Annotated in this window: 12 protein-coding genes; 2 read left to right on the top strand and 10 right to left on the bottom strand. The window is 72.1% G+C overall.

Going from position 1 to position 13,323, the window contains the following annotated elements; genetic code table 11:
• Window positions 1-115: 115 nt before the first annotated feature.
• The 7 genes from ACFY5B_RS34625 to ACFY5B_RS34595 all read right to left on the bottom strand — a co-directional run bounded on the left by ACFY5B_RS34625 (window position 116) and on the right by ACFY5B_RS34595 (window position 6,230).
• On the bottom strand, window positions 116-778 hold the full coding sequence (locus ACFY5B_RS34625) for a CGNR zinc finger domain-containing protein (RefSeq protein WP_389977563.1): 663 nt from the start codon (window positions 776-778) through the stop codon (window positions 116-118).
• Window positions 779-817: 39 nt separating this feature from the next.
• Entirely contained in the window at window positions 818-1,723 is a 906-nt protein-coding gene (locus ACFY5B_RS34620; RefSeq protein ID WP_389977560.1) for a universal stress protein, read from the bottom strand.
• Between the two features lie 159 nt (window positions 1,724-1,882).
• Window positions 1,883-2,125 carry a DUF397 domain-containing protein gene (locus ACFY5B_RS34615; protein ID WP_104786506.1) on the bottom strand — a complete coding sequence of 81 codons (243 nt, stop codon included), beginning with the start codon at window positions 2,123-2,125 and terminating at the stop codon, window positions 1,883-1,885.
• A gap of 82 nt (window positions 2,126-2,207) precedes the next feature.
• Window positions 2,208-3,374, bottom strand: coding sequence for a thiolase domain-containing protein (locus tag ACFY5B_RS34610; protein WP_389977557.1), 1,167 nt, complete (start codon window positions 3,372-3,374; stop codon window positions 2,208-2,210).
• Complete coding sequence (locus ACFY5B_RS34605; RefSeq protein ID WP_389977554.1) at window positions 3,371-4,435, bottom strand: thiolase domain-containing protein; 1,065 nt, start codon at window positions 4,433-4,435, stop codon at window positions 3,371-3,373. The genes ACFY5B_RS34610 and ACFY5B_RS34605 overlap by 4 nt, the downstream gene beginning before the upstream one ends.
• Complete coding sequence (locus tag ACFY5B_RS34600; protein WP_389977551.1) at window positions 4,432-5,373, bottom strand: Zn-ribbon domain-containing OB-fold protein; 942 nt, start codon at window positions 5,371-5,373, stop codon at window positions 4,432-4,434. The genes ACFY5B_RS34605 and ACFY5B_RS34600 overlap by 4 nt, the downstream gene beginning before the upstream one ends.
• A 56-nt stretch (window positions 5,374-5,429) precedes the next feature.
• On the bottom strand, window positions 5,430-6,230 hold the full coding sequence (locus tag ACFY5B_RS34595) for a crotonase/enoyl-CoA hydratase family protein (protein ID WP_389977548.1): 801 nt from the start codon (window positions 6,228-6,230) through the stop codon (window positions 5,430-5,432).
• Between the two features lie 174 nt (window positions 6,231-6,404).
• Here ACFY5B_RS34595 and ACFY5B_RS34590 point away from each other — a divergent pair, with 174 nt between their 5' ends.
• Complete coding sequence (locus ACFY5B_RS34590) at window positions 6,405-8,024, top strand: acyl-CoA synthetase (RefSeq protein WP_389977546.1); 1,620 nt, start codon at window positions 6,405-6,407, stop codon at window positions 8,022-8,024.
• Window positions 8,025-8,137: 113 nt separating this feature from the next.
• A complete protein-coding gene (locus ACFY5B_RS34585) occupies window positions 8,138-10,126 on the top strand; it encodes a sulfatase (RefSeq protein ID WP_389977543.1) in 1,989 nt (662 codons plus the stop codon).
• Here the strand turns inward: ACFY5B_RS34585 and ACFY5B_RS34580 are convergent.
• The 3 genes from ACFY5B_RS34580 to ACFY5B_RS34570 all read right to left on the bottom strand — a co-directional run bounded on the left by ACFY5B_RS34580 (window position 10,098) and on the right by ACFY5B_RS34570 (window position 13,287).
• Window positions 10,098-10,820, bottom strand: coding sequence for an alpha/beta fold hydrolase (locus tag ACFY5B_RS34580; RefSeq protein ID WP_388133601.1), 723 nt, complete (start codon window positions 10,818-10,820; stop codon window positions 10,098-10,100). The two genes, ACFY5B_RS34585 and ACFY5B_RS34580, sit on opposite strands and share 29 nt — an antisense overlap.
• Window positions 10,821-10,890: 70 nt before the next feature.
• Window positions 10,891-11,724, bottom strand: coding sequence for an alpha/beta fold hydrolase (locus tag ACFY5B_RS34575; RefSeq protein ID WP_389977540.1), 834 nt, complete (start codon window positions 11,722-11,724; stop codon window positions 10,891-10,893).
• 60 nt (window positions 11,725-11,784) lie between these two features.
• Window positions 11,785-13,287: an acyl-CoA synthetase gene (locus ACFY5B_RS34570; RefSeq protein WP_389977537.1), complete on the bottom strand. Its 1,503-nt coding sequence runs from the start codon at window positions 13,285-13,287 to the stop codon at window positions 11,785-11,787.
• Window positions 13,288-13,323: the final 36 nt, after the last annotated feature.

The following is a 13,323-nucleotide window of genomic DNA, read 5'->3' as shown; positions in this document are numbered from 1 at the left end:
GCCCATGGTACGTGCCGCGGCCTGCGAAGTGCGGGGCGGGCGGCGGACCGGGTGGCCGGGTTGTCGCCCTGTGCCCGAAGTGGTGTCGGACCACTCGGGCGGGCCCCGGCCGGGTCTAGGCCGTCGCCCTGTGCCGCTGGTGGTGGCGGGCCACGCGGGCACGGTTGCCGCACGAGGGCTTGCACCACTCCTGGCGCGGGTGCTCCTTGAGGAAGTACCGCACGCAGCGCGGCGCGTGGCAGGCCCGCAACCGGTCGCGGTCGGGGCTCGCGAGGAACGCGATCACGGCGTGTGCGAGGGACGCGGTCAGATCGTCACCGGCACCGAGGGGCCTGCGGTGGACGACCGGGACGGCGCCCTCGGGCCAGTCGAGGGCCGGAACGGTGGGGATGCGGGCGGCCGCCTCGTTCAGGTGCCGCACCGCTTCCGGCAGGGGCATGAGGCGGGCCGCGTCCGCGGGGCTCGGCTCGCCGGGGCGCACGGCCCGGGCGAAGAGCGCACGGACGGCGTCCCGCAACGCGCGGACGGCGGTGAGCTGCGCGGCGTCGGCGGTGAATCCGGCGGCGTGACGGTAGCCGTCGCCTGGCCGCGGCGTCGCGCCCGGGGCGTCGGCCCGGCTGCGACCACCGGTCGGCAGGACTTCGGGATGGGCCCGGACCCACACGGTCAGGCCCGCCGGGTCGGTCAGATCGTCGGCGACGCCGCCGTTGCCGTCGTGGCGGATGGTGAGGGCCAGGTCCAGGGCGAGCCGGGCGTCCCTGCTGATCGGTTCCCGCATGCGGCTAATGATAGGCCCGATCGTATCCATTACGGCGGGTCAGTCCTCGGAGGGTGACGGCGGCACCACGGCGACCGGGCTCACGGCGTGCAGCAGGACGGCGTGGGTGACCGAGCCCATCATGCGGACGGGCGAGAGCAGACGTCGCCGGTGGCGGCCCACGACGACGAGGTCGGCGTCCCGGGAGGCCGCGACGAGGTGACCCGCCGCGTCGCCCGCCGACGGGAGCACCTCGATCGCGACCTCCGGGTGCCGCTCGCGGTACGGGGCGAGAAAGCCGTCGGCGAGGACCCGGGTCTCGTCCTCGATGACGTCCTGGTCGACGATCGGCGGGGGCATGTCCCCGGGCATCATCCAGGGCTGCGCGGGCCAGGGGTAGGCGGCGACCGCCTGGAGCCGGGCGCCGCGCCGGGCGGTCTCGGCGAAGGCGAACTCGAGGGTGGCCTCGTCGGGGCCGTCCACCTTCAGGCCGACGACCACGCGCGAGCCGGGACCCCCCGTCGCCTCGCCGTCGACCTCGCGTCCGGGCCGGGGCACCACGACGACGGGGCACTCGGCGTCACGGGCGGCGGCCATGCCGGTGGAGCCGAGCAGCAGACCGGCGAAGCCGCCGCGGCCCCGGGAGCCGAGGACCAGCAGCTGGGCCGTGGCTCCCAGTCCGGGCAGGACCGCGCCGGCCGCGCCCTCCAGGCCGACGTACTCCGTGTCAGGCTGATCGGCGCGCCCCTCCAGATGGGCGCGGACCCGGTCGAGAACGGGGTCGTCCTGCGGGTCCGCGCGCAGGGCGGCCAGCACATGTGAGTGCTGTGCCCAGTGTGCGTACTGGCGGACGTGTGCCACGCGCAGGGGTGCCGCGCGCCGGCGAGCGGCGTCGACGGCCCACTCCAGGGCGCGCAGGCTGTCGTCCGAACCGTCGACCGCCGCGACGACGGGCAGGGTGCTCATGGGTTCCTCATCTCCGGGATCCGGCCGTCCCCTCCCGGGGCCAGCCTGACTCAGGCGGTGGCTCCGGGAGGACGCCTCCGGTCGCGTGTCCGGAAATGCGGACGGAACACCCCCGGATCGGCCGTCGGGTCCAGGCCGTCCGGACGCTGCGCCCCGTCCTCAGGTGAGGTCGAACTCCCCCTCCCGCGCTCCCGACACGAAAGCGCCCCACTCGGCGGGCGTGAAGATCAGCGAGGGGCTCTCCGGGCGGGCACTGTTGCGCATGGCGATGAAGCCCTCCACGAAGGCGATCTGGACATCCCCCCGCCCTCGGCTGCTGGACTGCCACTGTGCGTCTGTGAGGTCAAGCTCCGGCTTGTCCCAGCCTGTGAGCGGGCGCTGCTGGGTGGTGGTCTCGGCCACGTCCGTGCTCCTCCCGGTTCGTCGTCCGCGGCCAGCCTAGCCATCGTGTCCCACGGCCAACAGGGCACGTGAGGGGGACCTTTCAGGAGTCCGGGGGACGGTCGCCCACGAGCCACATCGAGAAGAACTGCGAGCCGCCGCCGTAGGCGTGTCCCAGGACCCTGCGAGCCCCGTCCACCTGGTGTTCTCCGGCCTGCCCCCGCACCTGCAGCGCCGCTTCCGCGAAGCGGATCATGCCGGAGGCGCCGATGGGGTTGGTGGACAGCACACCGCCCGACATGTTGACGGGCAGGTCCCCGTCCAGTTCGGTCACGCCCGCCTCGGTGAGCTTCCAGCCCTCCCCCTCGTCGGCGAAGCCCAGGTTCTCCAGCCACATGGGTTCGTACCAGGAGAACGGCACGTAGATCTCGGCGCCGTCGATCTCGCGGCGGGGGTCGGTGATCCCGGCCTGCCGGTAGACGTCGGCGGCGCAGTCCTGCCCGGCCTGCGGGGAGACGAAGTCCTTGCCGGCGAAGAGGGTCGGTTCGCTGCGCATCGCACCGCCCAGCATCCAGGCGGGCGGCCGTGGCGCCCGGGTGGCGCCGGCGCGGTCGGTGAGGATCATGGCGCAGGCTCCGTCGGAGGAGGGGCAGGTCTCCGAGTACCGGATCGGGTCCCACAGCATGGGCGAGGCCATGACCCCGTCGAGGGTGATGTCGTGTTCGTGCAGGTGGGCGTAGGGATTCTTGAGCGCGTTGCGGCGGTCCTTGTAGGCGACCAGGGCCCCTATCGTCTCGGGCGCGCCGCTGCGGCGCATGTAGGCGCGGATGTGCGGTGCGAAGAACCCGCCGGCCCCGGCCAGCAGGGGCTGCTGGAAGGGGATGGGCAGGGACAGACCCCACATGGCGTTCGACTCGGACTGCTTTTCGAAGGCGAGGGTGAGGACCGTGCCGTGGACGCGGGCCGCGACGAGGTTCGCCGCGACGAGCGCGGTGGAGCCACCGACGGAACCGGCGGTGTGCACACGGAGCATGGGTTTGCCGACGGCGCCCAGGGCGTCGGCGAGGTAGAGCTCCGGCATCATCACGCCCTCGAAGAAGTCGGGCGCCTTGCCGATGACGACGGCGTCGATGTCGGCCCAGGTCAACTCCGCGTCCTGGAGGGCGCGTAGCGCCGCCTCCCGGACCAGTCCCGCGAGGGACACGTCCCGGCGTGCCGCGACGTGCCTGGTCTGGCCGATGCCGACGACGGCCACGGGCTCCTTGCTCATCGGGGTTCCCCTTCGAGTACGGCGACCAGGTTCTGCTGGAGGCACGGGCCGGACGTGGCGTGGGCGAGGGCGCGGCCGGACGCGCCGCGGTGGATGCGGGCGGCGGCCTCGCCGATGCGGATGAGGCCGGCGGCCATGATCGGGTGGGCGGCGAGCGCCCCGCCGGAGGGGTTCACGTGCACGTCGTCGCCCAGCCGGAGGGCCTTGCGCAGGACGATCTCCTGCGCGGTGAAGGGCGCGTGCAGTTCGGCGGTGTCGACGGGCCGCTCGAAGGCTCCGGCCCGCTCGGCGGCCAGGCGGGTCGACGGCGAGTCGGTCAGGTCGCGCACGCCCAGGGCGTGGGCCTCGATGCGGTGGTCGATGCCGCGGATCCAGGCGGGGCGTGCGCACAGTTCACGGGCCCGGTCCCCCGCCGCGAGGATCACGGCGGCGGCGCCGTCGCCGATGGGCGGGCAGTCGCCGGTGCGCAGGGGCTGTACGAGGTAGTCGCCCTGCGGCACGGGGGCGCGCAGCTGTGCGTGCGGGTTGGCGCGCGCCGCCTCACGGTTGCGTGAGGCGACAGCGGCGAAAGCGGGCTCGTCGGCGTCGCCTGCGTCGATGAGGGCCTGCGCCTGGAGGGCGGCGAGCGCCACGGAGTCGGGCCACAGGGGGGCCACGTAGTACGGGTCGAGCTGACGGGTCAGGACGTCGCGGACCGGGCCGGGCGAGGACTTGCCGTAGGAGTAGACCAGGGCGGTGTCGGCGTCGCCGGTGAGGAGTTTAGTCCAGGCCTCGTACAGGGCCCAGGCGCCGTCCATCTCGACGTGCGACTCGGAGATCGGGGGCCAGGCGCCCACGCCGTCGAGAGCGAGGGTGAAGGAGAAGGCGCGGCCGGCGAGGTAGTCGCTGGAGCCGGAGCAGGTGAAGCCGATGTCGGCGGTCTTCAGGCCGGTCCGGTCGAGCACCTCGTGCAGCACCGGCATCAGCATCTCCACCTCGGAGAGCTCCTCGGTGGTGCGCCGGTGGTCGGTCTGGGCGAAGGCGACGACGGCGATCTCGCGGTCCCGCGGTGCGCTCGTCACAGCAGCTCCTTGTAGGTGTCGTAGTCCGCGTCGGGTTCGCCGGTGGGCCGGTAGTGGTCGGGGTAGCGGGCGCCCTGGGTCCAGACGGGTTCGACGCGCAGGCCCATGCGGACCTCGTCGTAGGGGATGCCGCCGATCCGGCCGTGCAGCGCGAGGCCGGCGCCGTCGAGGGCGATGTGGGCGTAGACGTACGGCACCTCGATGTCGAGGTTCTTCGCTTTGATGTTGACGATGCAGAACGTGGTCACCGTGCCGCGCGGCCCGACCTCGACCTGCTCGGACGTGGCGACCCCGCAGGTGGGGCACGCCCCCCTCGGCGGGACGTACACCTTGCGGCAGGCCGGGCAGCGTTCGCCGACGGTGCGTCGGACGGAGAGGGCGTTGATGTAGGCGGTCTGGGCGCGGCCGGGCGAGTAGGTGTAGTCGAGGCGGGCGGCGGCGACGATGCCGGTGACGGGGTCCTCGAACGCGCCGGTGCGTCCCGTCGGTTCGGCCCGGTGGCCGTCGTAGGGCTCGAAGCAGGCGATGTCGGTGACGGCGCCGGTGCGTTCGCCCGCCCAGCGGATGCGGACCGGCATGCCGGTGTGCACGGCGGCGGGGCCGGGGGCGTCGAGGGCGTGCAGGAGGGCGGTGTCGGCGCCGTCGAGGCGGACCAGGACCCAGGCGAAGGGCGTGGTGAGGGGCTGGCCGCGGCGGGGGGCGGGGTTCCAGGCCCAGGTGGTGACCGTGCCGGTGGGGGCTACCTCGACCAGGTCGCCGAGTTCCTCGGCGGTGACGGGGTCGTACTCGACGGGCGGGACGAGGACGCGGCCGTCGCCGGTGCGGACCCCGAGGACGACGCGCTCGCGCAGGCCGGTCAGGAACGCGCTCTGGACGGGTCCGAGGGAGCGGGTGAAGGGGAACTCGACGACGAGGGGGGCTTTGAGGACTTCGGCCATGCCGGAGGGCTCCTTCTCTCGGGCGCGCACGGTCGGGCTCGCTTGAACGCGCACGGTCAGGCTCGCTTGAAGACGGGCGGTCGCTTCTCCGCGAAGGCGCGGGCGCCCTCCTTGGCGTCGGCGGTGTCGAAGACCGGCCAGCCGCGGGCGAGTTCGGCGGCGAGGCCGTCGGACTCGGTCATCTCGGCGGTCTCGTAGACGGAGGCCTTGACGGCTTCGACGGCCAGCGGACCGCAGGAGTTGATCCGCTCGGCGATCTCCAGCGCCGCGTCGAGTGCCGTGCCGTCGGGGACGACGTGGCCGACCAGGCCGATGGCGGCGGCCTCGCGAGCGCTGTAGGCGCGGCCGGTGAGGAGCATCTCCAGGGCGTGGGTGCGCGGGATCTGGCGTTGCAGGCGGACCGTGGAACCGCCGATCGGGAACAGGCCTCGCCTCACCTCGAACAGGCCGAAGGTGGCGGACTCGGCGGCGACGCGGATGTCGGTGCCCTGGAGCATCTCGGTGCCGCCCGCGACGCACGCCCCCTCGACGGCGGCGATCACCGGTTTGCGCGGGCGGTGGTGGCGCAGCATGGCCTTCCAGTGCAGGTCGGGGTCGGCCTTGAGCCGGTCGCGGTACTCCTCTCCGGCCATGCCGTTCCCGGCGAGGGCCTTGAGGTCCATGCCGGAGCAGAACGAGCCGCCCGCGCCGGTGAAGACGATCGAGCGGACCGAGTCGTCCGCGTCGGCCTCCAGCCACCCGTCGTGGAGGCCGACGAGCATCGGCAGCGAGAGCGCGTTCCTGGCTTCCGGCCTGTTGAGCGTGAGCACCAGTGTGGCGCCTTCGCGCTGCACGGTGAGGTGTTCCGTCCCGCCCATGGCGAACTCCCGTCTCCTGGAACGAGAACAGGTTGCAGTAGGGCGGCAAGCACTTCAAGGGTTTTCTGACAGTCAGTCAGATTCTCTCGCGCGGACCCTTCACACTTGGACCGCCCTTTGCTCTGATGACCGCGAACCGTCCGATGCCAGGCACGCCCGGGGTCAGGAGGAGCGGTGGAGTACAACCTTGCCGACCTGTTCGAGTCGGTCGTCGACGTCGTTCCCGGCCGTGAGGCGCTGGTGTACGCCGACCATCCCGGCACAGGGGCGGAGCGCCGCCTGACCTACGCGGAGCTGGACGCCGCGGCCAACCGTGTCGGCCACCATCTGCTCGACAGCGGGATACGTCCCGGTGAACACCTCGGGCTCCACCTCTACAACGGCGTGGAGTACCTGCAGACGGTGCTGGGGTGCCTGAAGGCACGGATCGTGCCGGTCAACGTCAACTACCGCTATGTGGAAGAGGAGTTGGTCTACCTCTATCGGGACGCGGACCTGGTGGCGCTCGTCTTCGACGCCGAGTTCACGGACCGGGTGGCGGCGGCACGTCCCCGGGCGGAGAAGCTGCGGCATCTGATCCGGGTGGGTGCTCCCGCGCCGGGGGCCGCGGAGGTGCCCTGTGTGGAGTTCGCACAGGTGGAGGCCGTCGGGTCACCCGAGCGCGGCTTCCCGGCCCGTTCGGCCGATGACCAGTTCATCATCTACACCGGCGGCACCACCGGGATGCCCAAGGGCGTGATGTGGCGGCAGGAGGATCTGTTCTTCGCGGGGCTCGGCGGGGGAGCCCCCACCGGGGAGCCGGTGAAGAAGCCTGAGGAGCTCGCCGAGCGGGTCGCGGCCGGCGGTGCGGGGATCACGTTCTTCCCGACGCCACCGCTGATGCACGGCACCTCCACCCTCACGGCGTTCATCGGGTTCAACTTCGGGCAACGGGTGGTGATCCACCGCAAGTTCGTGCCCGAGGAGGTGTTGCGGACCGTGGAGAAGGAGAAGGTCAGCAGCATCTCGCTGGTGGGGGACGCCATGCTGCGGCCGCTGATCGACGCGCTGAGCGGGCCGCTGCGGCACATCGACCGCTCGTCGCTGTTCAGCGTGTCGTCATCCGGCGCGATCATGTCGGACACGGTGCGCCGGCAGTTCCGGGAGCTGGTGCCGAACGCCATGCTGCTGAACAACTTCGGTTCGTCGGAGTCGGGCTTCAACGGGACGGCGACCGAGGACTCCGGGCCGGAGCGGGGCTTCCGGGTGCGGGTCAACGCCCGGACCCAGGTGGTCGACCCGGGCACGTACGCGCCGGTCCCGGCCGGTGAGGTGGGCCGGATCGCCCAGTGCGGACACGTGCCGCTCGGCTACTACAACGACCCGGTCAAGACCGCCGCGACCTTCTTCGTCAGGGACGGCGAGCGGTGGGTGCTGCTCGGCGACATGGCCACCGTCGACGAGGAGGGCGTGGTCACCGTACTGGGCCGGGGCTCGCAGTGCATCAACACCGGCGGCGAGAAGGTGTACCCGGAGGAGGTCGAGCAGGCTCTGAAGTCCCACCCGGACATCTACGACGCGCTGGTGGCCGGGGTGCCCGACCCCCGGTGGGGCCACCACGTGGCGGCGGTGGTGCAACTGCGCGAGGGGGCGGCACGGCTGTCGCTGGAGGACATCCGCACGCACTGCCGTGACCGGCTCGCCGGCTACAAGATCCCGCGCCGGCTGGTGATCACCGAATCGATCCGGCGGTCGCCGAGCGGCAAGGCGGACTACCGGTGGGCCCGGGAGGTGGCAGTGGCGGCGGACGGGTGATTCTCCGGCCGGAACATTGAACCCCGGATGACGTGCGGACGTACTGGTGGTGGCAGGCTCGGGCTCCGGGCTCTGTCAGCCATGCCAGCAAGACCGCACGGAAGGACCACCGGGTGTCGCCTTTCACTCGCTCCCGTCAGCTCTCGGACCCGACCGAGGGCGGAGCGGAACCGGATGACGACAGGGCGACGAAGGAACCGGCCGGAGATCAAACGGAGTCAGAGAAGCCGGATGCGGAACCGGACACGGGTGCGGAGACGGCACCGGACACCGCCCCGGAGGCGGAACCGGACACGGCTGTGGAGACCGCACCGGGCACTGCTCCGGAGGCGGAACCGAACACGGAGACCGCACCGGACATTGCTCCGGAGGCACAACCGGACACGGCTGTGGACGCCGGCCCGGACACGGCCCCCCACACGGGTTCCGACGAGCTCCCCGGTGCGCCGAAGCCCGGCTGGTTCGGCTGGCGGCGCCGCTACCCCCGCGTGGCCCGCGGCGTCAGCGTGGGGACCACCGTGCTGGCGGGTGCCCTCGTGCTGTTCGCGCTGCTCGTGCCGAACCAGGTCGACAAGATCGAGTTCGCCTCGTTCGTCAGGATCCCCGCCGAGGGCGTGCTGCTCGCGGGCCTGTTGCTCGCCCTGCCGCCCAAGGCCCGCCGGATCACCGCCGTGGTCATGGGCGCTTTCCTCGGGCTGGTCACGATCCTGAAGTTCGTCGACATGGGCTTCTACCAGATCCTGGCCCGCCCCTTCGACCTGGTGCTGGACTGGATCCTGATCGAGAACGGCACGGACTTCCTGCGGGAGACGTTCGGCCGTACCGGCCAGGTGCTGGCCGTGACCGGCGTGATCGTGCTGTTCGTCGCTGTGCTGGTCCTCACGACCCTCTCCGTGGTGCGGCTGACCCGTCTGATGGTCCGGCACCGGCCCGTCGCCGCCCGTACGACGCTGATCCTCGGCACGGCGTGGATGACCTGTATGACCCTGGGCCTCCAGATCGGCACGGTGCCGATCGCCACCAAGGGCAACGCGGAGTTCCTGGGCAACCGGGTGGAGCAGGTCCGGGCGGGCCTGAAGGACGCACGGGTCTTCGAGAAGCAGGCCGCCGTCGACGCCTTCGCGAAGACGCCGCCCGACCAGCTGCTCACGGGCCTGCGCGGCAAGGACGTCCTGTTCACGTTCATCGAGAGCTACGGCCGGGTCGCGATCGACGACCCGGCGATGGCGCAGCAGACCGACGCGGTCCTCAAGGAGGGCACCGGCCGGCTGAAGGCGGCCGGGTTCGCGTCGCGCAGCGGCTGGTTGCAGTCGCCGGTGACGGGCGCGGGCAGCTGGCTCGCCCACTCGACCTTCCTGTCCGGCCTGTGGATCAAGAACCAGCAGCGGTACCGCAACCTGACCACGAGCGATCGCATGACGCTGACGAAGTACTTCGGGAAGACGGGTGCCTGGCGGACCGTCGGCATCGTGCCGGGGGTGCGGCGGGCCTGGCCGGAGGGGAAGTACTTCGGCCTGGACCACATCTACGACTCCGAGCACCTCGGCTACCACGGCCCGTACTTCAGCTGGACCCCCGTGCCCGACCAGTTCAGCATGGAGGCCTTCCAGCGCCTGGAGCACGGCAAGAAGGACCGCGAGCCGATCATGGCGGAGATCATCCTGGCGTCGAGCCACAACCCCTGGTCCCCCATCGCGCGGATGATCGACTGGGACGACCTCGGTGACGGCTCGGTGTTCCACCGGATCAAGAAGGAGGGCACCAACCCCACGGAGGTCTGGAAGGACCCGGAGAGGGTGCGCACCGAGTACCGGCGGGCCATCGAGTACTCGATCCGGAGCCTGACCGAATGGGTCGAGCGCTACGGCGACGAGGACACGGTGCTGGTCTTCCTCGGCGACCACCAGCCGGTGCCGACCGTCACCGCCGGGGACACCGGCAAGGACGTGCCGATCACCATCGTCGCCAAGGACGAGAAGGTCCTGGACCGGGTCGCCGACTGGAACTGGACGGACGGCCTCAAACCGGCCGCGAACGCCCCCCGGTGGGGCATGGACAAGTTCCGCGACCGCTTCATGACGGCGTACGGTCCGCAGGGCTGAGGAAGTCCTCCACGGCCGCGAGGAACTCCTCCGGGCGGGCCTCGTGCACGAGATGCCCCGCGTCGACGGTGATGTGCCGGGCGTCGGGCAGCAGTTCGGCGAAGGCGGCGATCTGCTCCTGCGGGATCAGGCTGCTCGGCCCGCCGCCGATCAGCAGCGTGGGGCTCGTGATCCGCCCCATGTGCTCCCACCACTCGGGGTTCGGTGCGTTGCGCTGTTCGTCGGTGGCGAGGATCATCGCCCAGTCGTACGGCAGGTCCCCGGCGGGCCGTTCGGCGGGTGGGCGCGGCGGGTCCAGCGGGAAGGGCGCGGGCACGTCCTCCAGGACGAGCCGCCGGACGAGTCCCGGGCCGCGCTGGGCGAGCAGGTAGGCGACGGCGCCGCCGAGCGAGTGGCCCACGACGTCGGCGCTCTCGATGCCGAGCCCACGGAGGAAGGCGTGAACGTCGTCGCGCAGCGTCTCGTAGGCGTATCCGCCGGGCCAGTCGCTGCGGCCGTGTCCGCGCAGATCAGGGGCGTACACCCGGCGGGGTCCCGCGGGTCCCGTGGCGAGAGCGGGGGCGATCTCCGCCCAGTCGCCGCCGTCGGCCCCGCGAGCGTGCAGCAGCAGGAGGGGCGGTGCGTCCTGCGGTCCCCAGACGCGGTAGGCCTGGGTGATGCCGTTCGCCCGTAGGGTGCGCGGTCGGTTGTCCATACCGGCACGGTAGGCGAGGGACGTGCGGGGCCGGGGCCGCTCTGCCGAGAGCAGAGGGGTGCCCGCCGCGTCAGGCGAAGAAGCCGGCCACGCGCCGCACGAACCGGTCCGGGTCGTCGAGCCACGGGTAGTGCCCCGCCCCCGGCTGCACCGCGAACTCGGCGGCCGGGAAGGCCTGTGCGGCCTGCCGGGCGAGCGCCGGGCTCGGGCCGCCGTCGACCCCACCGGCCAGGACGAGTACGGGGGTTCGCACGCGGGCGAGCGCGCTGCGGGTCGTGTCCGGTTCGTAGGCGCCGTCGGCTCCGTAGATCTCCGCCGCGTCGTCGTTGGTCTCGGCCTCTTCCCGGTCGGCGTGGGCCCGGGCGGTGTCGTCCCACCGCCCGTGGAAGAACGGCAGGAACGCCGGGTCGAAGTCGCCCTTGCCCTCCAGCCAGGCTTCGAACGGCGGGAACGCGTCCGCGAACCAGGGTTCGGACGCGCGCAGCCGGGCCGCCGCCAGCCGGTCCCGGGCCGTCGCCGGCATGCCGAGGGCCCACGGCGTGGCGGTGATCAGCGCCAGCCGTCCCAGCCGCTGCGGATGCCGGGCCGCGTACAGCATGGCGAGACTGCCGCCCGCCGAGTGCGCGAGCACGTCCATCCGCTCCCGACCCAGCTGGAGCCGCAACGCCTCGACGTCGTCCACGAGCCGGTCGCAGCGGTACGTGCCCGTATCCGCCGGTACCTCGGACTCCCCCGTGCCGCGCAGGTCGAGCAGCACCAGCTGCCGCTGGGCGTCCAGCCCGCCCAGGTTCCCCAGGTAGGCGGAGGCCCGCATGGGTCCGCCGGGCAGCACGACGAGCGGCTCGCCCTCGCCGCGCAGGTGGTAGGTGAGTCGGGTCCCGTCCGGGGCACGGAAGATCGGCATGCCGCCGATCCTGGTGTCCGGAGCCGGTCCGGCACAACCGGGTTCTGCGGCCCGTGCGCGCTACCGCGGCCCGAGTTCGTTCCTCAGCTCACGCTTGAGGATCTTCCCGCTGGCGTTGCGCGGGAGTTCGGACACGAAGACCACCCGCTTCGGGGCCTTGAAGGGGGCCAGTTTCCCTCGGACGTGGTCGATCAGTTCCGCTTCCGAGACCTCGCCCCGCGGCACGACGACGGCCGTCACCGCCTCGATCCAGCGCTCGTCCGGCAGTCCCACGACTGCGGCCTCGGCGACGCCGGGGTGGGTGTACAGCGCGTCCTCGACCTGCCGTGAGGCGATGACGACCCCACCGGAGTTGATGACGTCCTTCACCCGGTCGACGATCGTGTAGTAGCCGTGCGCGTCGCGCACCGCGAGGTCGCCGGAGCGGAACCAGCCGTCGCGGAAGGCCTCGGCGGTCTCCTCGGGCTTGTCCCAGTAGCCCTCGCACAGTTGCGGGGAGCGGTAGACGATCTCGCCGGGGGTGCCGTCGGGTACGTCCTCGCCGTTCTCGTCGACCACGCGCGCGTCGACGAACAGGACGGGCCTGCCGCAGGAATCCATACGGCCCTTGTGCTCGTCCGGCGCGAGGACCGTGGCCAGCGGGCCGATCTCGCTCTGGCCGAAGCAGTTGTAGAAGGCCAGGCCCGGCAGTCGCTCCCGCAGCCGTTCCAGTACCGGGACCGGCATGATCGACGCGCCGTAGTACGCCTTGCGCAGGCCGTTCAGATCGCGGGTGGCGAAGTCGGGCCGACCCGACAGGGCGATCCAGACGGTGGGCGGGGCGAACAGGCTGTCCACGCGGCCCGCCTCGATCAGATCGAAGAGCCGGTCGCCGTCGGGTGCGTCGAGGATGATGTTCGTCGCGCCGACGGCGAGACAGGGCAGCAGGAAGACGTGCATCTGCGCCGAGTGGTACAGCGGCAGGGAGTGCGCGGGGCGGTCGCCCGCACTGAGGTCGAGGGCGGTGATCGCGCTCAGGTACTCGTGCACCAGGGCCCGGTGCGTCATCATCGCACCCTTGGGCAGGGCGGTCGTCCCGGAGGTGTAGAGCAGTTGCACGAGGTCCTCGGCGCGCGGCTCGGGGCCGTCGTGGACGGGTGCCCCGGGCAGCCGCGCGAGCAGCGAGTCGTCGGCGTCTCGCAGCGGCAACGTTCGTACACCACTGGGCAGTTGCGCCGCCAGGTCCGGGTCGGTGAGGACCAGGGCGCTGCCGGACTGGCCGACGATGTAGGCGAGGTCGTCGCCGGTCAGGTTCTGGTTGACGGGTACGTGCACCAGACCCGCCCGGGCGCAGGCCAGGAAGGCGATCAGATAGGCGTCGGAGTTGTGGCCGTAGGCGCCGACCCGGTCCCCCGGGGCCAGGCCTTGGCCGATCAGGACGCTCGCCGCGCGGGAGACGGCGATGTCGAGTTCGTCGTACGTCCAGGTCCGCTCGGCGTACTCCACCGCGACGCGCGCCGGTGTGCGCCGGGCGCTGCGCCGCAGGACTCCGTCGACCGTGCTGCCGTGTCCGGGCGTCGTCATGACACATGATCTTCGGTCGACGGCCCGAGCAGGTCA

Source organism: Streptomyces sp. NPDC013187, from assembly GCF_042899705.1.
Taxonomy (GTDB): Bacteria; Actinomycetota; Actinomycetes; order Streptomycetales; family Streptomycetaceae; genus Streptomyces; species Streptomyces hawaiiensis_A.
The sequence above is the reverse complement of the archived record's forward strand: the minus strand, read 5'-3'. Positions and strand labels throughout refer to the sequence as shown.

Coding starts and splice junctions, on each gene's coding strand:
- ACFY5B_RS34595 (WP_389977548.1), bottom strand. CDS start 6,230: ATGGGCGGGACGGAACACCTCACCGTGCAGCGCGAAGGCGCCACACTG.
- ACFY5B_RS34625 (WP_389977563.1), bottom strand. CDS start 778: ATGCGGGAACCGATCAGCAGGGACGCCCGGCTCGCCCTGGACCTGGCC.
- ACFY5B_RS34570 (WP_389977537.1), bottom strand. CDS start 13,287: ATGACGACGCCCGGACACGGCAGCACGGTCGACGGAGTCCTGCGGCGC.
- ACFY5B_RS34575 (WP_389977540.1), bottom strand. CDS start 11,724: ATGCCGATCTTCCGTGCCCCGGACGGGACCCGACTCACCTACCACCTG.
- ACFY5B_RS34620 (WP_389977560.1), bottom strand. CDS start 1,723: ATGAGCACCCTGCCCGTCGTCGCGGCGGTCGACGGTTCGGACGACAGC.
- ACFY5B_RS34580 (WP_388133601.1), bottom strand. CDS start 10,820: ATGGACAACCGACCGCGCACCCTACGGGCGAACGGCATCACCCAGGCC.
- ACFY5B_RS34610 (WP_389977557.1), bottom strand. CDS start 3,374: ATGAGCAAGGAGCCCGTGGCCGTCGTCGGCATCGGCCAGACCAGGCAC.
- ACFY5B_RS34600 (WP_389977551.1), bottom strand. CDS start 5,373: ATGGCCGAAGTCCTCAAAGCCCCCCTCGTCGTCGAGTTCCCCTTCACC.